The organism is Modestobacter sp. SYSU DS0657, from assembly GCF_054050925.1.
In genome coordinates this window covers 80,275-100,781 of record NZ_JBJHAG010000006.1, presented here as the reverse complement: position 1 = coordinate 100,781, position 20,507 = coordinate 80,275, and the positions used below count along the sequence as shown (strand labels likewise).

The 20,507-nt window shown below is 74.2% G+C and carries 19 protein-coding genes; 4 read left to right on the top strand and 15 right to left on the bottom strand.

Annotation, left to right across the window (positions count from 1 at the left end; genetic code table 11):
- Positions 1-2: 2 nt before the first annotated feature.
- Genes ACI79A_RS06240 through ACI79A_RS06230 form a run of 3 tightly spaced genes read right to left on the bottom strand, consistent with a single transcriptional unit; the run spans position 3 to position 3,531 of the window.
- Complete coding sequence (locus ACI79A_RS06240; protein ID WP_457081062.1) at positions 3-1,127, bottom strand: CDP-glycerol glycerophosphotransferase family protein; 1,125 nt, start codon at positions 1,125-1,127, stop codon at positions 3-5.
- Entirely contained in the window at positions 1,124-1,897 is a 774-nt protein-coding gene (locus tag ACI79A_RS06235) for an HAD family hydrolase (protein WP_457081060.1), read from the bottom strand. The genes ACI79A_RS06240 and ACI79A_RS06235 overlap by 4 nt, the downstream gene beginning before the upstream one ends.
- 41 nt (positions 1,898-1,938) lie before the next feature.
- On the bottom strand, positions 1,939-3,531 hold the full coding sequence (locus tag ACI79A_RS06230; RefSeq protein WP_457081058.1) for a mannitol dehydrogenase family protein: 1,593 nt from the start codon (positions 3,529-3,531) through the stop codon (positions 1,939-1,941).
- Positions 3,532-4,085: 554 nt separating this feature from the next.
- Here ACI79A_RS06230 and leuS point away from each other — a divergent pair.
- Positions 4,086-6,986 (top strand): leucine--tRNA ligase, encoded by a 2,901-nt coding sequence (leuS, locus tag ACI79A_RS06225; RefSeq protein WP_457081056.1) that lies wholly within the window; start codon positions 4,086-4,088, stop codon positions 6,984-6,986.
- Positions 6,987-7,037: 51 nt separating this feature from the next.
- On the opposite strand, the gene ACI79A_RS06220 is transcribed toward leuS, so the two are convergent.
- The 3 genes from ACI79A_RS06220 to ACI79A_RS06210 are packed head-to-tail and all read right to left on the bottom strand — an operon-like array spanning position 7,038 to position 8,361.
- Positions 7,038-7,421: a PPOX class F420-dependent oxidoreductase gene (locus tag ACI79A_RS06220; protein WP_457081054.1), complete on the bottom strand. Its 384-nt coding sequence runs from the start codon at positions 7,419-7,421 to the stop codon at positions 7,038-7,040.
- A gap of 5 nt (positions 7,422-7,426) precedes the next feature.
- On the bottom strand, positions 7,427-8,068 hold the full coding sequence (lipB, locus tag ACI79A_RS06215; RefSeq protein ID WP_457081052.1) for a lipoyl(octanoyl) transferase LipB: 642 nt from the start codon (positions 8,066-8,068) through the stop codon (positions 7,427-7,429).
- On the bottom strand, positions 8,065-8,361 hold the full coding sequence (locus tag ACI79A_RS06210) for a hypothetical protein (protein ID WP_457081050.1): 297 nt from the start codon (positions 8,359-8,361) through the stop codon (positions 8,065-8,067). Before ACI79A_RS06210 ends, lipB begins: the two co-directional genes overlap by 4 nt.
- A gap of 122 nt (positions 8,362-8,483) precedes the next feature.
- Between ACI79A_RS06210 and ACI79A_RS06205 the strand changes: the two genes are divergently transcribed.
- A complete protein-coding gene (locus ACI79A_RS06205) occupies positions 8,484-10,172 on the top strand; it encodes a protein kinase domain-containing protein (protein ID WP_457081048.1) in 1,689 nt (562 codons plus the stop codon).
- 10 nt (positions 10,173-10,182) lie between these two features.
- On the opposite strand, the gene ACI79A_RS06200 is transcribed toward ACI79A_RS06205, so the two are convergent.
- From ACI79A_RS06200 to lpdA, 3 genes are all read right to left on the bottom strand, one after another.
- Positions 10,183-11,088 (bottom strand): TIGR01777 family oxidoreductase, encoded by a 906-nt coding sequence (locus ACI79A_RS06200; RefSeq protein ID WP_457081046.1) that lies wholly within the window; start codon positions 11,086-11,088, stop codon positions 10,183-10,185.
- A gap of 97 nt (positions 11,089-11,185) precedes the next feature.
- Entirely contained in the window at positions 11,186-13,024 is a 1,839-nt protein-coding gene (sucB, locus tag ACI79A_RS06195) for a 2-oxoglutarate dehydrogenase, E2 component, dihydrolipoamide succinyltransferase (protein ID WP_457081044.1), read from the bottom strand.
- Positions 13,025-13,093: 69 nt separating this feature from the next.
- A complete protein-coding gene (gene lpdA / locus ACI79A_RS06190; protein ID WP_457081042.1) occupies positions 13,094-14,473 on the bottom strand; it encodes a dihydrolipoyl dehydrogenase in 1,380 nt (459 codons plus the stop codon).
- A 159-nt stretch (positions 14,474-14,632) separates the two neighbouring features.
- On the opposite strand from lpdA, the gene ACI79A_RS06185 reads away from it, so the two are divergent.
- Positions 14,633-14,983: an oxidoreductase gene (locus ACI79A_RS06185; protein ID WP_457081040.1), complete on the top strand. Its 351-nt coding sequence runs from the start codon at positions 14,633-14,635 to the stop codon at positions 14,981-14,983.
- Positions 14,984-15,022: 39 nt separating this feature from the next.
- Here ACI79A_RS06185 and ACI79A_RS06180 read toward each other — a convergent pair whose 3' ends face one another.
- The 5 genes from ACI79A_RS06180 to ACI79A_RS06160 form a co-directional block, all read right to left on the bottom strand.
- The gene (locus ACI79A_RS06180; protein WP_457081038.1) at positions 15,023-16,537 is read right to left on the bottom strand and encodes a leucyl aminopeptidase; all 1,515 of its coding nucleotides are present in this window, start codon (positions 16,535-16,537) and stop codon (positions 15,023-15,025) included.
- A 63-nt stretch (positions 16,538-16,600) separates the two neighbouring features.
- Positions 16,601-17,755: a YihY/virulence factor BrkB family protein gene (locus ACI79A_RS06175; RefSeq protein WP_457081036.1), complete on the bottom strand. Its 1,155-nt coding sequence runs from the start codon at positions 17,753-17,755 to the stop codon at positions 16,601-16,603.
- Between the two features lie 44 nt (positions 17,756-17,799).
- Positions 17,800-18,072 (bottom strand): DUF4235 domain-containing protein, encoded by a 273-nt coding sequence (locus ACI79A_RS06170; protein ID WP_457081034.1) that lies wholly within the window; start codon positions 18,070-18,072, stop codon positions 17,800-17,802.
- Complete coding sequence (locus ACI79A_RS06165) at positions 18,069-18,611, bottom strand: DUF3618 domain-containing protein (protein ID WP_457081032.1); 543 nt, start codon at positions 18,609-18,611, stop codon at positions 18,069-18,071. The genes ACI79A_RS06170 and ACI79A_RS06165 overlap by 4 nt, the downstream gene beginning before the upstream one ends.
- Positions 18,608-19,051 carry a phage holin family protein gene (locus ACI79A_RS06160; protein WP_457081030.1) on the bottom strand — a complete coding sequence of 148 codons (444 nt, stop codon included), beginning with the start codon at positions 19,049-19,051 and terminating at the stop codon, positions 18,608-18,610. The genes ACI79A_RS06165 and ACI79A_RS06160 overlap by 4 nt, the downstream gene beginning before the upstream one ends.
- Before the next feature lie 158 nt (positions 19,052-19,209).
- Here ACI79A_RS06160 and ACI79A_RS06155 point away from each other — a divergent pair, with 158 nt between their 5' ends.
- Entirely contained in the window at positions 19,210-19,422 is a 213-nt protein-coding gene (locus ACI79A_RS06155) for a hypothetical protein (RefSeq protein WP_457081028.1), read from the top strand.
- A 60-nt stretch (positions 19,423-19,482) separates the two neighbouring features.
- On the opposite strand, the gene ACI79A_RS06150 is transcribed toward ACI79A_RS06155, so the two are convergent.
- A complete protein-coding gene (locus ACI79A_RS06150; RefSeq protein ID WP_457081026.1) occupies positions 19,483-20,466 on the bottom strand; it encodes an aldo/keto reductase family protein in 984 nt (327 codons plus the stop codon).
- Positions 20,467-20,507 lie beyond the last annotated feature (41 nt).

Below are 20,507 nucleotides of genomic sequence, written 5' to 3'. Positions count from 1 at the left end.
GCTCATCTCCTCGGTTCGTCGTTCGTCGGGGTGGCGCCGGACGGGCCGGGGGCGCCCGTCCGGGGGAAGAACAACTCCAGGACCCGGTCGGTCGCGTGGCCGTCCTCGAGGGAGCAGAACGTCTCCTGGAACCGGGTGTACCGCTCGGTGGGTTCCCACGGCTGTCGACCGAGCTCGGCGATCGCGTCGAGCACCTCGTCGCTGGTGGACAGCAGCGGGCCCGGGGCCGCCTCGGCCAGGTCGAAGTAGAAGCCCCGCAGGGTGTCCTGGAAGTAGTCCAGGTCGTAGGTGAAGTGGAGGATCGGCTTCCCGGTGACGGCGAAGTCGAACATCGTCGAGGAGTAGTCGGTGACCAGGACGTCGGCGGCCAGGTAGAGGTACCGGATGTCCGGGTAGCGCGAGACGTCGCGGACCGGCGCGCCCGCGGGCACCTCCAGCCGGTCGGAGACCATCTGGTGCAGACGCAGCAGCAGCACGTGGTCCTCGCCCAGGCCGTGGGCGAAGTCCCCGAGGTCGAGCGGGAAGGTGTGCTGTGGTCCGCCGCCCCCGCCGAACACCTGGTCGTCGCGCCACGTCGGGGTGTACAGCACGGCGGTGACGCCGTCGGCGATCCCCAGGGCGTCACGGACCTCGGCCCGGATGCGCGCACGGTCGGGTGAGCTCAGCAGGTCGTTGCGCGGGTAGCCCGTCTCGTGCACCGGCCCCGTGAACCCGAAGGCCCTGCGGAACCGCGGCGTGCTGACGGCGTTCGGGGACAGCAGCGCGTCCCACCGGGCGATCTCGGTGTCCAGGTAGGCCAGTCGGCCCTCCGGGGCCCACAGCACGTCGTTGTGGATCCGCTTCAGCGGTGTCCCGTGCCAGGTCTGCAGGTAGGTCGTGCCCGGCTGCTTGTCCCAGTCGAACCCGATGTGGTCGTTGGACACCACGACGTCGGCGGACTCCAGCGCGGCCCGGGCCTCGGCGGTGCCGAACTCGACGGTCGTCACGTCGGCCGGGAAGTCGCCCAGGCGGTCCGGGGCGGCCAGCCAGACGACCTCGTGATCGTCGCCGCGCTGCCGGAGGGCCTCGAAGATCGTCCGCGGGCTGTCGGAGTACACCCCGCGGAAGCTGTTGAGCACGGCCCTCACCGGGCACCTCCCGCCACGGTCGCCGGGCGCCCGGCCGGCGTCGGCAGCAGCAGGTCGGTCAGCTCCGCCCAGGAGGAGACCAGCGCGACCACGCCGGCGTCCCGCAGCTGGGCCGCGCGCTCGGCCCGCTCGCCGGGAGCCACGAACCGCAGGTTGCCCACGGTAGGGCAGCCGGCCCGGACGGCGGAGAGCGCACCGGCCACCGAGTCCTCGACCGCCAGGCCCTGCTCGGGGGAGATGCCCAGCTGGTCGCAGGCGTGCAGGTACACCGCCGGATCGGGCTTGCTGGTCGGCGTCGGCAGGGAGTCCTCCGCGCTGTACCGCAGCGTCGGTGGGATGAGGTCGTCCAGCTCCGCGGCGCTGAAGCAGGCCGCCAGCCGGGTGAGTGCGCTGGAGCTGACCGCGGCGAGGGTGAGCCGCTCGCCGAGCGCGGTGAGCCCGGCGGTCACGTCGACGTCGGGACGCAGCTCCCGGCCGAGGTGCTCGGTCACCACGCGCCGCTCCTCCGCGACCCACTCGTCGAGGTCGGTCACCTCGACGCCGTGCGCCGCGGCGAGGTCGGCGGCGGTGGAACGGAAGTTGCGGCCCGTCGCGGCCCGGCGGAGCTCCTCGGCGGTGAAGCGGTCCGGGATCCCGTGGGCGGCCAGGAAGCGGTTGGTGACGTCGGCCGACGCGACGAAGGCGGGCTCCTCGGAGGGGAAGAGGTTCCCGTCGGCGTCGCAGAGCAGCGCCGTGAGGCCTTCGGCCTGCGTGGTCCTGATCTCTGGCATCTGGGGCGGTCTCCTGGGGGTCCGGGCCGGTGGGGACGTGGTCATGCGGACAGCAGGTCGTCGATGACGGCCGACACCCGGTTCGGGGTGTCGGGGTCGGCCACCGGGTGGTCGCCGCTGCGGGCCAGTGCCCGGGCGACCGTGACCCGGACACCATCTGCCTCCAGGTCCTGGAGGCAGCGGGTCAGCGCCGCCACGAACGTCGGGTCGGTGGCCAGGTCGCCGAAGACCGGGTGCAGGCCCAGCAGCGGCCGGGGGTCCGTGCCCCCCGCGCGGGCCAGCGCGCGCAGCTGGTCGGCGAGCTCGTCCTCGACCACCAGCTCGCCGCCCTGCAGGTCCCTGCCCCGCACGTACCGGCACCAGCCGGCCACCGCGAGGGTCAGCAGCTCGGTCGGGCGTCCCTGCGTGAGCCCCGCGCGCAGGGACGGGAGCACGTACAGCGGCACCTTCGACGACCCGCGCCGGCACAGCCGCTCCAGGCGGTCGCCGATGGCCGGGTCGGCGAAGCGACGCAGCAGGCGTGTCTGGTAGTCGGGCAGGTCGACCCCGGCGGGGGCGGTGAGCAGCGGCCCGATCTCCACGGCCATGAGCTGCGTCGCGTAGCGGCGGAGCACCGGGTCGGCCATCACCTCGTGCACGTAGCGGTGGCCGGCCAGCGAGCCGAGGTGGCCCAGGGCCGAGTGGCTCGCGTTGAGCAGCCGGGTCTTGATGAGCTCGTGGCCGCTGACGTCGTCGGCGAACTGCACGCCCACCTGCTCCAGCGGCGGGCGCCCGTTGCAGAAGGAGTCCTCCAGGACCCACTGCGAGAACGGCTCGGTGATGACCGGCCAGCGGTCGTCGACGCCGTTCCGCTGCGCGAGGGCGATCCGGTCCTGCAGGCTGGTGCGGGGTGTTATCCGGTCGACCATGCTGCCCGGGAACGTCACGTGCTCGTCGATCCACCGGGCCAGCGACTCGTCGCGGAGCTGCGCGAACCCCACCACGGCGGCGCGGGCGATCTCGCCGTTGCGCTGCAGGTTGTCGCAGGACAGCACGGTGAACGGCGGGCGCCCGGCCCGGCGCCGCCGGTCCAGTGCCTCGACGATGTAACCGAACAGCGAGGCGGGGCGGTGCGGGTCGGCCAGGTCGGCCCGCACCGCGTCGTCGGGGTGGAAGTCGCCGGTCGCGGGGTCGACCCGGTAGGCGGTCCCGGTGACGGTCATGGTCACCAGCCGGGTCCGCTCGTCGGTGAGCACCGCCAGCACGGTCTCCGGGGAGTCCGGCGCGAAGTGGTAGTCGACCAGGGAACCGACCACCCGGGCCTGCTCGCCCTCGCAGCTGCGTTCCACCACCGTGTAGAGGTGGTCCTGCGGCCGGAGGGCGTCGCGCATCGCGGGGGAGTGCAGGCCGACGCCGACCACGCCCCAGTCGGTGTCGCCCTGCTCGGCCAGTTCGTCGAAGTAGACCAGCTGGTGGGCGCGGTGGAAGCCGCCGACGCTGAAGTGGACGACGGCGGGGGTGAGCGCCGTGCGGTCGTAGGTGGGCACCCGGACACGTCCGGCGAGCAGCGGCAGGGCGTGCTGGGTCAGGGGGACGGCTCCGGCGACGTCCACGTGACCCGCGGGTGCCGGGCCGGGCTGGGCGAGCTCTGCCATGCACGGTCCTCCTCTTCTCGCGGGCACCGGGGGTGCGCGGTCACTGCTCGTGCGGTTCGATCATCTCGCCGCGCCGCCGGTGGGCGGGCTGCTGCTCCGGGGTCTCGGACCCTGGTGCGGACCGGCCTGCACCGGAGGCGCTGCGGCCGGGACGGGTACCGCCGTCGGCCTGCTGCGTCTCCGGGAGCGCGCCGCTCCACGCCCATGCGCAGGCGGCGCTGCTGCTCAACGCCGGGGCGCTGTCGTGCCCAGTCGGTGGGCGCGACAAACAAGGCTGATCATGACACCCCTCGGTGAACACGTGTACGGCGAGCGCCACGGGCCCCGGCCCGGTGGCGGTTCAGCGACCGGGACGCACCCTGCGCCGGTGACCGCTGTCGCTGCTCGGAGGCCGACGTGTTGGGCCGGTGCGCGCGCTAGGATCGCCCCGTGACCGGCGGACTCCTCCTTCTCCGGCCGTGCTGACCTGACCGATCGGACCAGCACGGCGACCCCTCCTGTGTGAGGGGTCTTTTTCTGTCCGCCGCCAGATCCTCTCCTGTGGAGCACCAGCCATGAGCCAGACGGCCAGCCAGAGCACCGACCCGACCAGTGACGTGCCGCCGCACCGGTACACCCCGCAGCTGGCCCAGCAGATCGAGCTCGCCTGGCAGGACCGCTGGGACGCCGAGGGGACCTTCCACACGCCGAACCCGGTGGGGCCGCTCAGCGAGGGCTTCGACCGGGTGGCCGACCGCCCCAAGGCGTTCGTGATGGACATGTTCCCGTACCCCTCGGGCGCCGGGCTGCACGTCGGGCACCCCTTGGGTTACCTGGGCACCGACGTCACCAGCCGTTTCCTGCGGATGGACGGGCACAACGTGCTGCACCCGATGGGCTACGACGCCTTCGGTCTGCCCGCCGAGCAGTACGCCGTGCAGACCGGGCAGCACCCCCGGGTCACCACCGAGGCCAACATCGCCGCGATCAGCGCGCAGCTGCGCCGGCTGGGCGTCGACCACGACACCCGCCGCACCTTCGCCACGATCGACCCGGGCTACTACAAGTGGACCCAGTGGATCTTCCGGCAGGTCTTCGAGGCCTGGTTCGACGAGACCGCCGACGGCGGCCGCGGCCGGGCCCGGCCGATCCCCGAGCTGGTCGCCGAGCTGGACGCCGGCACCCGGCAGCCCGCGCCGGGCACCCTGCCCGAGGGCCGCACCTGGGCCGAGCTGGACGACGTCGAGCGACGGCGGGTCGTCGACGCGCACCGGCTGGCCTACCGGCACGAGGCGCCGGTGAACTGGTGCCCGGGTCTGGGCACCGTGCTCTCCAACGAGGAGGTCACCGCCGACGGGCGCTCCGAGCGCGGCAACTTCCCGGTGTTCCGCCGCCCGCTGACCCAGTGGATGATGCGGATCACCGCCTACGCCGAGCGGCTGATCGACGACCTGGACCGGTTGGACTGGTCGGACTCGCTGAAGCAGATGCAGCGCAACTGGATCGGTCGTTCGACCGGTGCCCGGGTGCGCTTCCCCGTGTCGGGGGAGGCGGTCGAGGTCTTCACCACCCGACCCGACACCCTCTTCGGCGCCACCTACCTGGTGCTGGCCCCCGAGCACCCGCTGGTGGCCGCGCTGACCGCCGACTCGTGGCCGGAGGGCGCCGACCCGCGGTGGACCGGTGGAGCGGCCACCCCCGCCGAGGCGGTGGCGGCCTACCAGTTGCAGGCCTCGCGCCGTTCGGAGCTGGAGCGGCAGACCGAGGGCCGGGACAAGACCGGGGTCTGGCTGGGCGTCACCGCGCGCAATCCGCTGACCGGTCGTGACCTGCCGGTGTTCATCGCCGACTACGTGCTGACCGGCTACGGCACCGGCGCGATCATGGCCGTGCCCGGTGAGGACCAGCGCGACTGGGACTTCGCCCAGGCGTTCGGGCTGCCCGTCGTCCGCACGGTGCAGCCGCCGGCCGACTTCGACGACGCCTCCGGCGCCTGGACCGGCACCGGGCCGATGATCAACAGCTCGAACGAGCAGCTGTCGTTGGACGGGCTGGACAAGGCCGCGGCGATCGCGAAGGTCACCGACTGGCTGGTGGCCACCGGCCACGGTGAGGCGACCACCACCTACAAGCTGCGCGACTGGCTGTTCAGCCGGCAGCGCTACTGGGGTGAGCCCTTCCCGGTCGTCTACGACGAGCACGACCTGCCGATCGCCGTCCCGGACTCGTTGCTCCCGGTGCTGCTGCCCGACGTCGACGACTACTCGCCGAAGACCTTCGAGATCGACGACGCCGACTCCAAGCCGGAGCCACCGCTGTCCCGGGCCACCGAGTGGACGACGGTCACCCTCGACCTGGGCGACGGGCCGAAGCGGTACCGCCGGGAGACCAACACGATGCCCAACTGGGCGGGCTCCTGCTGGTACTACCTGCGCTACGCGGACCCGACGAACGACGAGCGCTTCGTCGACCCGGAGCTGGAGCGGTACTGGATGGGCCCGCGCGAGCCCGGCGACGTGGGCGGGGTCGACCTGTACGTCGGCGGCGTCGAGCACGCGGTGCTGCACCTGCTGTACGCCCGGTTCTGGCACAAGGTGTTGTTCGACCTGGGGCACGTGTCCAGCGAGGAGCCCTTCCGCCGCCTGGTCAACCAGGGGTACATCTCCGCCTACGCCTACACCGACGAGCGGGGCTTCTACGTGCCCGCGGCCGAGGTCGTCGAGCGCGACGGCCAGTACTCGTTCGAGGGCAGGCCGGTCGACCGTGAGTACGGGAAGATGGGCAAGAGCCTCAAGAACGTCGTGACGCCGGACGAGATGATCGCGATGTTCGGCGCGGACACCTTCCGGGTCTACGAGATGTCGACCGGGCCGCTGGACCAGTCCCGGCCGTGGGAGACCAAGGCCGCGGTCGGCTCGCAGCGGCTGCTGCAGCGGATCTGGCGGGTCGTGCTGGACGAGGAGACCGGCGCGGTGCGTGCCGCGGACGTCGAGCCGGACGAGGACACCTCGCGTGCGCTGCACCGCACGATCGAGGCCGTGCGCGACGGCATGACCACCCTGCGGTTCAACATCGCCATCGCCCGGATCACCGAGCTGACCAACCACCTGACCGCGACCTACCCGCCGGGGACGGACGTGCCGCGGCGGGTCGCCGAGACGTTGGTGCTGCTGACCTCGCCGCTGGCCCCGCACCTGGCGGAGGAGCTGTGGTCCCGGCTGGGCCACTCCGGTTCCGTCGCCTGGGCGTCGTTCCCGGTCGCGGACCCCCGCTGGCTGGTCGACGACACGGTGACCGTGGCGGTGCAGGTCAACGGCAAGGTGCGGGCGCAGGTCGCGGTGCCGGCCGACGCCGACGCCGCCGGCCTGGAGGCCGCTGCCCGGGCCGACGAGAAGGTGGCCGCGCAGCTGGCGGGGAAGACGGTGCGCCGGGTGATCGCGGTCCCGGGCCGGCTGGTCAACTTCGTCGTCGGCTGAGCGGGCAGATTCTGCCGGCCCCGCTCGCGGTGGGGCCGGCAGGGGGCGGGGTCAGGCGACGGCGGAGATGCGGATCAGGGCGTGCCGCTCGGTGCCGGGGCGGCGCAGGCGCGTCCACGCGCGGGAGGCGACCAGCCCGACCTGGAACCGCAGCCCGTACCGGCGCCGCAGCGCCGCGAGAGCCGCAGGCCACTCCTCGCGGGGCACGAAGGTCGCCACCGCGTCGACCGCCGGGCCGCGCAGCCGGCCCCGGACGTCGCACGGCGCCACGGTGACCCGGCTGGTGTGCCGCAGCCGCTTGACCTTCCCCGAGTCTGCGCGGGTCCAGACGACGAGCTCGTCCCCGTGCGGGGCGGCCCACACCGGGGTGGCGACCGGGACGCCGGTGCGCCGGAACGTGGTGAGGCTGACGTACTCGCTCTGCGGCAGCGGCATCGCGATCAGGCGGGGACGGCGGCGGTGAGGACTTCACGCACCGCCTGCTCGACGGCGTCGACGACCTCGGCGACGGGGACGTCGCGGCCCAGCTCGGCGCTCAACGAGGTGGCGCCGGCGTCGACGATCCCGCAGGGGATCATGTTGGCGAAGGCGGACATGTCGGGGTCGCAGTTGAGCGCGAACCCGTGCATGGTCACGCCGCGGGCCACCCGGACGCCGATGGCGGCGATCTTCCGGTCCGGGCCCCGGTCGTCGGCGCGGACCCACACCCCGCTGCGGCCCTCCACCTGCTCGGTGCGCAGCCCGAGGTCGGCGCAGACGCGCATCAGTGCCTGCTCCAGCCGCCGGACGTGGGCCACGACGTCGACCGGTTCGGGCAGCTGCACGATCGGGTAACCGACCAGCTGGCCGGGGCCGTGCCAGGTGATCTTGCCGCCGCGGTCGACGTCGACCACGGGGGTGCCGTCGAAGGGGCGTTCGTGCGGCTCGGTACGCCTGCCCGCTGTGTAGACCGGCGGGTGCTCCAGCAGCAGCATCGTGTCCGGTCCGGTGCCGGCCACCCGCTGCTCGTGCAGCTCCCGCTGCCAGGCCCACGCCTGCTCGTAGGGGACCAGACCCGCCCGGACGACGCGCAGCTCGCTCACGACCACCAGCCTATGCCCGGCCGGGGGGCACCTGCCCCGGGCGGCGGCGGGGTGGGCGGGCCGCCGCGCAGCCGGGCCAGCACCGCGTGCGCGGTCCGGCGACGCCCACTCGGCCATCCCGCCGTGGATGGACGGGTGTCCCGGTGGTCGCCGCAGACGAACAGCCCACCACCGAGGTCGACCGGGCGGCGGTGCTGCAGTGGGGGAGTGGCGGCCGGCTGTGCTCCGGTGACGGCGGCCGAGAGCCCGGCGAGGCCGGCGCCGCCGACGACCACCTCGGCGCCGGGAGGCATGACATGTCCCGAACGCAGGCGCTGACCGGTCCGATCGGCCCCGGGGCGCGGGGATGTGGGCAACAGTGGCGCCTGTGGACGACGGCAGCGGGCCGGTGCCCGATCGGCCTACGGTCCGATCCGTGCCTGCACCCACCCCACCGGCCGCAGCCCCCGTCGTGCCCGGCTACGTGCTCGAGGAGCTGCTCGGCCGGGGAGGTTCCGGTCAGGTCTGGCGGGCGCGGCCGCGGAACGGCGGCGAGCCAGTGGCCGTCAAGGTCCTGCTGCGGGGTGACCCGGAACGGCAGGAGCGGGAGGCGCGCCTGCTCGCGGAGCTGGACCACCCCCACCTGGTCCGGCTGCACCGGGTGGTCCGCCGGGAGGTGCGCGGCGGGCCCGCCGAGGTGAGCCTCGTGCTCGACCTGCTGGCCGGTGGCAGCCTCGCTGCCCTGCTCGCCCGCCGCGGTCGGCTCCGCCCGGGAGAGGTGGTCACCACGGTCGCCCCGGTCGCGGCGGCGCTCGCCCAGGCGCACGAGCGCGGGGTGGTCCACGGCGACCTGTCGCCGGGGAACGTGCTGTTCACGGCCGAGGGGCGGCCGGTGCTCACCGACCTGGGCACCGCGCGGTTGGTGGGCGACACCGCGCGTGCGGAGGTCACCCCGCCCTACGTCGACCCGGTCGTGGCCCGCGGGGGTGCCCCGGGTCCTGCCTCCGACGTGTTCGGTGCGGCGGCGGCGGCCTTCCACGCGCTCACCGGCGTCGCCCCGTGGAACGCGGCCGATCCGGCCGAGACCCTCGCGGTCGCGGCGGCGGGTGAGCTGCCCGACCTCGCGATGCTGGCGCCCGAGGCGCCGGCCGAGCTGGTGCGGGTGGTGCTGCGCGGGCTGTCCGCGGACCCGCACCTGCGGGGCACGGCGGCGGCCTTCGCCCTGGACCTGCGACACGCCTGCCGCCCCGAGCCGGTGCGGCTGCCGGTGGCCGGGGTGCCCGACCACGAGCTCGGCGTCACCGAGCGGGGGCCACGCACCGAACTGACCCACCAGGTGCCCGGACGGCGCACGCGCGCGGCCCACGCCGCGCCCACGCCCGACGGCCGGCTGGTGCGTGTCCGCGCGGCGGGGGCGCGCCTCGGGCGCGCGGTGCACCGGGACCCGGATCGGCTGCCGGACCCCGGACGGCGGTGGGCCGGCGCGCGGCGGCTGCTGGTGCCGGCGGCGGTCCTGGCCACTGTGGCGCTGGGGTCGATCGGCGCGGCCTGGGTGGGCACCCACTGGGGAGCGGGAACGCCCGTCCCGGTGCCGGCGGCCGATGGCGTCGACGTGCCGTCCGGGCAGCCGGGCCGGCACGCCGACCCCGCGCCGGCCGAGCGCCCCCCTGTCCCGACCGAGGGCCGACCGGACGACGACACGGCGGACGAGCCGGCTGCCGCCACCGTGGTGCCCCCCGACCGGGCGGCGTGGCAGGCCCTGCTCACCGCCCTGTACGAACGGCGGGCGGCGGTGTTCGCCACGGCGGATCCCACCGCGGTCGCCGACGTCCACGTGCCCGGCAGCGCGTCGGCACGGCGCGACCTGGCCCAGGTCGAGGCGCTCGACGCGGCCGGCCAGGCGCTCACCGGGTTCACCCCGGAGGTCAGCGAGGTCCGGGAGGTGTCGGTCGAGGACGGGCGGGCCGTGCTCGAGGTCGTCGACACGCTGCCCGGCTTCCGGGTGACCGATGCCGCCGGCGGGCTGGTGCGGGAGGTCCCGCCCCGGGGCGAGGCGCGCGTGCGGCTGGTCGTCGAGGTGACCGCAGCGGGCTGGCGGATCGCTGACGGCGAGCGGCTGCCGTGACCCGGCCCGGTCAGCCCTCGCTGAGCGCAGCCGCCAGCGCGGCGTCCACGTCGGTGTGGGTGTGCCGGAACCCCGCGGCCTCCAGGGTGGCGGGGACGGCTCGCTGGCCGGCCAGCACGCCGACCTCGGCGAACTCCCCGAGCACCAGGTGCAGTGCGGGGCCGGGCACCGGCACGACGGCGGGGCGGTGGACGGCGCGTCCCAGGGCCGCGGTGAACTCGGCGTTGGTGACCGGTGCCGGCCCGGTCAGGTTCACCGGCCCCGAGACGTCGGCGGTCAGCAGGAAGCGGATCGCGTCGACCTCGTCGCGCAGGCTGATCCACGGCTGGTACTGGCGCCCCGAGCCGAGTCGCCCACCCAGCCCGAGGCGGAAGAGCGGCAGCATGCGGCCCAGCAGCCCGCCGCGGCCGAGCACCAGCCCGGTGCGCAGGGTGGCCACCCGGACGCCGGCGTCGGCCGCCGGGGCGGTCGCCCCCTCCCACGCCACGCAGACCCGGGCGAGGAAGTCGGTGCCGGCCGGTGCCGTCTCGTCGACCACCCGATCGCCGGTGTCGCCGTAGAAGCCCACCGCGGAGCCGGAGAGCAGCACCCGCGGGCGGCCGGGGGCGGCCGTCGCGGCGTCGGCAAGTGCCTGGCTGATCGTCGTGGTGCTGTCCACCCGGCTGCGCAGCACCCGCTGCTTGTGCCCCTCGCTCCACCGCCGGTCGCCCACCCCGACGCCGGCCAGGTTGACGACCGCGTCGACGTCGGCGAGCAACACGGGGGCGATCTGCCGGTGGTCGGGGTCCCAGCGGTGCTCGTCCGCGGTCCGCGGGGTGCGGCGGACCAGCCGCACCACCTCGTGGCCGTCCGCCCGGAGCGCGGGCACCAGGGCGCTGCCGATGAGCCCGGAGGAGCCGGTGACGGCGACCTTCATCGCGGGGAGCTCCCTGGTGGTGGGGTGGTGACCGGGCGGGACGACGAAGGGCCCCGGCGGTAGCCGGGGCCCTTCCTCAGGGGATCAGGCCGGAATGTCAGGCGATGCCGAGCTCGCCCTCGAACTGGCCGGCCTCCAGCCGCTCCTTCATGGTGCTGAGGAAGCGGGCGGCGTCGGCGCCGTCGACGATCCGGTGGTCGTAGCTGAGGGCCAGGTAGACCATCGACCGGACCGCCACGACCTCGCCGAGCTCCGGGTCGGTGACGACCACCGGGCGCTTGACCACCGAGCCGACACCGAGGATGGCGACCTGCGGCTGGTTGATGATCGGGGTGTCGAACAGCGCGCCGCGGCTGCCGGTGTTGGTCAGCGTGAACGTGCCGCCGCCCAGCTCGTCGGGCGTGACCTTGTTGGTGCGGGTCCGCTCGGCCAGGTCCGCGATCTTGCGCGCGATGCCCGGGATGTTCAGGTCGCCCGCACCGTGGACGACCGGCACCAGCAGCCCGCGCTCGGTGTCGACCGCGATGCCGAGGTTCTCGGCGTCGTGGTAAGTGACCGTGCCGGCCTCCATGTCGATGGAGGAGTTCACCACCGGGTGCACCTTGAGCGCCTCGACGGCGGCCTTCGCGAAGAACGGCAGGAACGACAGCTTCACGCCCTCACGGGCGGCGAAGTCGCCCTTCACCCGATCGCGCAGCCGGGCGATCTTGGTGATGTCCACCTCGACCACGGTGGTCAGCTGCGCACTGACCTGCAGCGACTCGATCATGCGCTTGGCGATGACGGTCCGGAGGCGGGACAGCTTCTCGGTACGCCCGCGCAGGTGCTGGTCCGGGCTGGCCGCCGGGGACGGGGTGCGCGGCGCCGCCGGGGCGGCCGCCGCCGGGGCGGGCTGCTGCGCCTTCTCGGCCGCCGCGAGCACGTCCTGCTTGCGGATCCGACCGCCGACGCCGGTGCCCTCGACGGAGCCGAGGTCGACGCCGTGCTCGGCCGCCAGCCGCCGCACCAGCGGGGTGACGTAGGCGCCGCCACCGCTGGGTGCCGGAGCGCTGGCGGGACGGGAGGCCGGGGCCACCGCCTCGGCCGGCGAGGGCTGCGAGGTCGGCGACTCCGCCGGGAGCGCACCGCTGGACCCGTAGTCGGCGCCGGGCTGCTCCGAGGAGGGCTCGGCCCGCTGGGGGGTGGGCTGCTGCTGCGCGGGCGGTGCCGACTGCTGCGCGGCGGCCGGCTGCTCGGCGGGCTGCTGCGGGGCCGGCTCCGGCTCGGACGCGGGGGCGGCAGCGCCGTCGGACGAGCCGATCACGGCCAACTCGGCGCCGACCTCGACCGTCTCGTCCTCGCTGACCGAGATGGACAGCAGGGTGCCCGAGACGGGCGCGGGGATCTCGGTGTCGACCTTGTCGGTGGACACCTCCAGGAGCGGCTCGTCGGCGGTGACCTCCTCACCGACCGCCTTCAGCCAGCGGGTCACGGTGCCCTCGGTGACGCTCTCGCCCAGCGCGGGCATCGTCACCGAGGTGCCCTGCCCGCCGCCGGAGCCGCCGGAGGACTGCGCCGGAGCCGGCTCGGCCGGTGCCTCCTGTGCAGGTGCCTCCTGCGCAGGGGCCTCCTGGGCCGGTGCCTCCGCGGGAGTTTCCTGAGCCGGGGCCTCCTGCGCGGGGGCCTCCTCGGCGGGTGCGGCCGGCGCGGCGCCGTCGCCGTCGCCACCGATCACCGCGAGCTCGGCGCCCACGTCGACCGTCTCGTCCTCACCGACGAGGATCTTGGTGAGCACACCGGCGGCCGGCGACGGGATCTCGGTGTCGACCTTGTCGGTGGACACCTCCAGGAGCGGCTCGTCGACCTCGACCTGCTCACCCTCCTGCTTCAGCCAGCGGGTGACCGTGCCCTCGGTGACGCTCTCGCCCAGGGCGGGCATGGTGACGGACGTCGGCATCGAAGGCAGGTCTCCTCAGGTCGTGGGGTGCGGTGCTGGCGGGAACGGGGCGTGCGGGTCGAGCGACGGTCAGCTGTGCGCGTGCAGCGGCTTGCCGGCCAGGGCGAGGTGCGCCTCGCCCAGGGCCTCGCTCTGGGTCGGGTGCGGGTGGATCAGCTGGGCGACCTCGTCGGGCAGCGCCTCCCAGTTGTAGATCAGCTGCGCCTCGGCGATGAGCTCGCCGACGCGGCTGCCGACCATGTGGACGCCGATGACGGGGCCGTCGGCGGCGCGGACGAGCTTGACCGCGCCGGCGGTCTTGAGGATCTGGCTGCGGCCGTTGCCACCCAGGTCGTAGGTGAGCACCTCGACCTCGCCGTACTTCTCCTTCGCCTGGGCCTCGGTCAGGCCGACGGAGGCGACCTCGGGGTCGGAGTAGGTGACCCGGGGGACGCCGGCGTAGTCGATCGGCACGACGGGGAGGCCGGCCAGCCGCTCGGCGACGAGGATGCCCTCCCCGAACCCGACGTGGGCCAGCTGCAGGGTCGGGATCAGGTCACCGACGGCGGAGATGGTGGGGACGTTGGTCTGGCAGTACTCGTCGACCAGCACGTACCCGCGGTCCATCTGCAGGCCGGCCTCCTCGTAGCCCAGGCCCTGGCTGACCGGGCCGCGGCCCACGGCGACCAGCACCAGCTCGGCCTCGAGCTCCTTGCCGTTCTCCAGGGTGACCTTCACGCCGTCGGCGGTGGTCTGCACGGTGGAGACGCGGTTGCCCAGCTCGAAGCCGATCTTGCGACGGCGGAAGGCCCGCTCGAGCAGCTTGGAGGAGGACTCGTCCTCGAGCGGGACGAGGTGCTTGAGGCCCTCGACGATGGTGACGTCGACGCCGAAGGACTTCCACGCGCTGGCGAACTCGCAGCCGATGACGCCGCCGCCGAGGACGATCGCCGAGGCGGGCACCCGGTCCAGCGCGAGCGCGTGGTCGCTGGTGATGACCTTGGTGCCGTCGACGTCGATGCCGGGCAGCGAGCGGGCGTAGGAGCCGGTGGCCAGCAGCACGTGGCGGCCCTCGTAGGTCTCCCCGTTCACCTGGACCGCGGTGGGGGAGACCAGCCGTCCCTCTCCCTCGACGTAGGTGATCTTGCGGCTCTTGATCAGGCCCTGCAGGCCCTTGTAGAGCTTGCCGATCACGCCGTCCTTGTAGGCGTTGACGCCGTCCATGTCGATGCCGGCCAGCGAGGTCTTGACGCCGAACTGCTCGCCCTCGCGGGCCATGTCGGCGATCTCGCCGCTGTGCAGCAGCGCCTTGGTGGGGATGCAGCCGCGGTGCAGGCAGGTGCCGCCGACCTTGTCCTTCTCGATGAGCACGACCGACAGGCCGAGCTCGGCGCCGCGCAGCGCAGCGGCGTAGCCACCGGAGCCACCACCGAGGATGACCAGGTCAGCGGGGGTGGTCGGTGCGCTCACAAGTGCTCCTCAGTGCTGGGTGGCCCGGTGTCGGACCCGGACGCGGCGATCGTGCGCGTGCCCATCCTGCCACTCCCGGGAACGGGGCGTCCGCATGCTCCGTTGCTGTCGCCAGAGCGTCGCGGAGGAGACCGCGGCCGGAGGTGACGGGAGCGGGGAATGGGGCTGTTCGACCGGCTGCGCGGACGACGGGGGACCGGCGGTGGCGGCGGGGACCGCCGGGGCACGCTGGATCGCGCGTCGGCGTCCGGCGACCTGGCCCACCTGGAGCAGTTCGTCGCGACCCGGCGGGGCGTGGAGGGCTACGTCGAGCCCCGCACCGCGGTCACCGAGACGACGATCCTGCTCGTCGCCGCCGACGGGGAGTGGACCCGCCGGCGGATCGACGGCCCCGACGTCGCCCGGCGGCTCTCCCGCGACCTCGCCGTCCCCGTCTACGACGCGCAGGTCACCGGCTACCCCCAGCGGATGCGCGACTGGAGCGCCCGCCAGAAGCAGAACCGGCTGTGAGGACCGGGCCGGTCCGCCGGGCGGACCGGCCCGGCCTGATCACGCCTCGGCGATGAGGCCCTCGATCGTGGCGAGCAGGGTGCGCACCGGCACCCCGGTGCCGCCCTTGGGCGTGTAGCCCCACGGCGCTCCGGTGTTGAACGACGGGCCGGCGATGTCGATGTGCGCCCACGGCAGCCCGGCGGGCACGAACTCGGCCAGGAAGTGCCCGCCCACCAGCATGCCGCCCATGCGGTCGGCGTTGGCGTTGACCAGGTCGGCCACGGAGGAGTCCAGCCCGCGGCGCAGCTCCGGCGGCAGCGGCATCGCCCACATCGGCTCCCCGGTGCGGGTGCTCGCCGCGATGACGGCGTCCCGCAGGTCGTCGCTGCCCATGACCCCGGCGGTGCGGGTGCCCAGGGCCACCAGCTGGGCGCCGGTGAGCGTGGAGGTCTCCAGCAGGTACGCGGGGGAGTCCTCGGCGGCGCGGCAGATCGCGTCGGCGAGCACCACGCGGCCCTCGGCGTCGGTGTTGGTGATCTCGGCCTTCGTGCCGTTGCGGAAGGTGACCACGTCGGCCGGCCGGTAGGCGGTGCCGCTGGGCAGGTTCTCCGCGATCGGCACGGTCGCGGTGACGTCGACCGGCAGCCCGAGATCGGCGACCAGGCACACCGTGGCGATCACGGCCGCGGCGCCGGCCATGTCGCTCTTCATGTCCTCCATCTTCGCGGCCGGCTTGATCGAGATGCCGCCGCTGTCGAAGGTGATGCCCTTGCCGACGAGGGCCACGCTGGTGCGCGCCTTCTTGCCCTTGTAGACCAGGCGCAGCAGCCGCGGGCCGCGGGTCGAGCCGCCGCCGACGGCGAGGATGCCGCCGTAGCCGCCGTCGGCCAGCGCCTTCTCGTCGAGCACCTCGACCGACAGCCCGGCCTTCTTGCCGGCAGCCGCGCCGCGGGCGGCCAGCTCGGCCGGGTGCAGGTCGTTCGGCGGGGTGTTGACCAGGTCGCGGACCAGGCCGACGGCGTCGGCGACCGCCCGGACCCGGGCCAGCGGTGCCTTCGCCGCGGCCGCGTCGGGGACCACCAGCTCGAACGAGGCCGGCGGGGTGGGGCGGTCGGCGGCCAGCCCGGTCTTGTAGGCGGTGAACTCGTAGGCGCCCAGCAGCGAGCCCTCGCCGACGGCGTGCAGGCGCTCGGCGTCCGGGGCGCCACCCACGGCCGCGAGCAGCGTGACCACCGAGCCACGGCCGGTCAGGGCACGGCTGGCGGCGCCGGCGGCGCGGCGCACCGCCTCGGGGGAGTACGTGCCGTCGGCCTGCGGGGCGCCCAGCCCCGCGACGGCGACCACCGGGAACGGGGTCTGCCCGAAGGTGGGCAGCCGGGTCACCTCGTCCTCGGCCCCGCGGGCGCCCAGGTCGGCCAGGGCCGCGAGCAGCCGCCCGCCCAGGAGACGGTCGACCGCCTCGGCGCCGGGGGTGGTCAGCAGGCCCGTGGGCCCCGCGCCGACGCCGACGACGACGGCGTCGGCGGTCAGCTTCTCGAGCGGGCGGTCGGTGGCGGAGATCGTCGGTGGCACGGCTCGATCCTAGGGAGGTCGTGAGCACGGCACACGATCGGCGCCCCTCGTCCGTGCGGGGGCCTACTTCGAGGGCACCGGCGGGTCGGGCACCTCGTCGGCGACGACGGCGTCCCGCTGGCCCATCGGCTCCGGGTCGCCCTGGGTGGTGTCGACGGTGGTCTGGTGCTCGGTCTCGGAGTTGATCTCCGCACCGAGCAGCACCAGGTAGCAGGTCAGGTACAGCCACAGCATCAGCACGATGACCCCGGCGATGGCGCCGTAGGTCTCGTTGTAGGAGCCGAAGTTGTTGACGTAGAAGCTGAAGCCGAAGCTGACCAGCGCCCAGACGACGGTCACGACGATCGACCCGAGGCTGACCCACTTGAGCTGCGGTGCATCCCGGTCCGGGGCCACCCGGTAGAGGACGGCCAGCGAGCCGACCACCACGACCAGCAGGAGCACCCAGCGCAGGACCTGGGCGAGCACCGTGCCGACGCCGCCCAGCGGGAGCGCGTCCAGCACCACCGGGACTACGGCGATGAGCGCGAAGGTGAACAGCACGAACACGATCGCGCCCAGGGTGAGCACCAGGGAGAGCGCGCGCAGCTTGAGGAAGTTGCGGGTCTCGACCTCGTCATAGGCGATGTTCACCGCCTTGACCATGTTGTTCACGCCCCCGGACGCCGTCCACAGGGCACCGAGCACCGAGGCGATCAACCCGAAGGTGAGGGCCCCGCCGGCGTTGCTGGTGATGTCGGTCAGCTGCTCGGTGAGGATCTCCTGGGCGCTCTCCGGGAGCTGGTCGGACAGCGCCTCGATCTGCTCGGCGACCTGCTCCGGAGACGCGACGAGGCCGTAGATCGAGATCGTCGCAATCAGCGCCGGGAAGATGGACAGGAAGGCGAAGAACGCCACCCCGCCGGCGATGATCGGCATGTTGTCGGCGTTGTTCTCCGCCCAGGCCCGCTTGACCACCTGCAGCCAGCCCCGCGCGGGTATCTGCATCGGGGTCCGGGCGTGCACGCCGGGCATCTGCTCGGGGTCGGGCACGTCCGGGGCCGGACGCGCCGCCTCCCGCCGCTCGGCTGCCACCACCGAGGCCGCCGATGCGCCGGTGGCGGGATCGTCCTGGGCACGTTCGGCCGCGGCCCGGGCCGCGGCGCGCCGCTCGGCCTTCTCCTGCACCCGCTGGCGGATGCGCTCGACGGAGCTCTCCCGGCGTCCGGCGTCGACCATCTGATGGATCCCCTCGTCTCGGGTGGTGGTCGTTCCGTGGCGGGTCAGTCGCCGGGCCAGCTGCCGGTGAGCTTGGTGAACCCCCGCGCGCCGGCCCGGTCGATCAGGGCCTTGGTGGCACCGAACAGGGCTCCCTGGATCGCGGCCGCCAGGACCACCTCGCGCATCCGGTACTCGCTCTGCAGGGCGCCGGGTGCGTCGTCCTCGTCGGCGACCCGCTTCCAGATCTGCTTGAACACCGCACCCGAGACTGCGCCCGCCACGAGGCCGCCCAGCAGGCCGATCGGGCGGTAGACGGCCTTGGGGCTGGGGCTCACCGGTGGCTCGCGGTCAGCCGGGCGGTGGCGGCCAGCCGGGCGGCGGTGCGCCGCTGCGCGGCCCTCCGCCTGCGCGTGGCGAGCGCGCGTGCCGCCGCCTTGCGGCGGGCCTCGGCGCGCGCGGCGGCCGCCTTCCGGGCTGCCGCCCGCTCCGCACGGGCCCGTGCCGCCGCCTGCTGGGCCGCCGCGCGGCGCCGGGCGGCCTGCTTCGCGGCTGCACGCTCCGCTGCGGTCTGCCGGCGCCGGCGCCGCCAGGCGAGCAGACCGACGACCGCGGTCAGGGTGGCCACGCCGCCCCCGATGACCGCTGGCGGGTTCTCCCGGTAGGTCTCGACCGCGGTGTCCTTCGTGCGGTTGGCGCTCTCCACCGCTGAGCTCCTGGCCCGGTCGGCGCGCTCCTTCGCCCGGGCCGGCACGTCCAGCCGGTGACTGAGCTCGTCGACCGTCCGGCCGAGCTGCTCGCGGGTCCGCTCGATGTCGGCCCGGATGGCGTCGGGGTCCGCCCCGCGATCCGGCTGCTCGTCATGGGGTCCGCTCATCGGGACGCACTCTCCTTCACGGTGGCGACGTCGGTCTTGACGCCGGAGATGGCCTCGGTCGGCACGGGGGGAGCGGCCTGCTGCACGTCCTTCTTGCCGGTCAGGGCCAGGACGGCGGCGACCACGAAGAGCACGACGGCGACGACGACCGCGGCCAGCCAGCCCGGGAGGGCGAGAGCCAGCGCCAGCACGGCGGCGGCGACGAGCACCTGCAGGCCGAGGAAGGCGGCGACCCCGGCGCCGCCGACGAGGCCGGCGCCGAGGCCGAACCTCTTGGCCTTGGCGCCCACCTCGGCCTGGGCCAGTCGCATCTCGTCCCGCACCAGCCGGGTCAGCTGGTCGGAGAGCTGACCGATCAGCTGACCGGTGGAGGCGTTCTCGGGGGCCGGGGGCGGGATCTCCACCCGGCTGGCGCCGGCGCCCTGGGTGGGCTGGCTCATCGGTTCTCCGTAGGGTCGAGCAAGGATGGTGCACCGACCCATGCCCAGGCCCTTACCTTGTAAACCAAGATCGTCCTCGTGGTCGCCGCGGCAGCGCGCGGGTCGTCCTGCCTCCCTCCGGGCTGCCGCGGGGGCCTCGGCCTCGCTAGCCTCCCGCCATGAGCTGGACGTGGCGGCTGGAGAACCCCTCGGGGTCACCCGTGGACCCGGCGACGATCGGGGTGGAGGTGCCCGAGCACGACAACCAGGGGGACGCCGAGTCGTGGCTGGGCGAGGCCTGGCGCGACCTGCTCGACCGTGGCGTCGCGACGGTCACCCTGCTCGAGGACGGTGAACGCGTGTACGGCCCGATGGGCCTGGCGGCCACGTAGCGGAGGGCGCGCCTGCCCCCGCCGCGGGTGTGAGCGGCGGGGGCAGGCGCGGCCGAGCCGTTAGCCCCGGCTGGTCTTGGCCGGGTCCAGCTCGACGACGTCGCCCAGCGCCTCGTCGATGCGGGTCAGGACCTCGGCCGGCAGCCGCACCCCGGCGGCCTTGACGTTGTCCTGCACCTGCTCGGGCCGGCTGGCCCCGATGATCGCCGCCGCCACGTTGGGGTTCTGCAGCACCCAGGCGATCGCCAGCTGCGCCATGGTGAGGCCGAGCTCGGCGGCGATCGGCCGCAGCTGCTGCACCCGGGTGAGCACGTCGTCGGTCAGGTAGTTCTTCATCGACCCGCCCGCGGTGGCGTGGCCCCCGCGGCTGTCGGCCGGCGGCTGCTGGCCGGGCAGGTACTTGCCGGTGAGCACCCCCTGTGCCAGCGGGGACCAGACGATCTGGGAGAGGCCCTCCTGCTCGCTGGTCGGCACCACCTCGGCCTCGATCACCCGCCACAGCATCGAGTACTGGGGCTGGTTGCTGATCAGCGGCACCTTGAGCTCGCGGGCGAGCTCGGCGGCAGCGGCGATCTCCTCGGCGCGCCACTCGGAGACCCCGAGGTAGAGGACCTTGCCCTGCCGCACCAGGTCGGCGAAGGCGGTCATCGTCTCCTCCAGCGGCACCGAGGCGTCGTACCGGTGGGCCTGGTAGAGGTCGACGTAGTCGGTCTGCAGCCGCTTCAGCGAGGCGTGGCAGCTCTCGGTGACGTGCTTGCGGGACAGGCCGCGGTCGTTGGCACCGGGGCCGGTGGGCCAGTAGACCTTGGTGAAGATCTCCAGGCCCTCCCGCCGCTGGCCGGCGAGCGCCCGGCCGAGGACCGACTCGGCCTTGGTGCCGGCGTAGACGTCGGCGGTGTCGAACGTGGTGATCCCGGCGTCGAGGGCCGCGTGCACGCAGGCGTGCGCGGCGTCCTCCTCGACCTGGCTGCCGTGGGTCAGCCAGTTGCCGTAGGCGATCTCGGAGATGGTAAGGCCGGAGCGGCCGAGGCGTCTGAATTCCACGCCACGGACGCTAGTCGTGAGCCATGCGAACGACCCCCGTG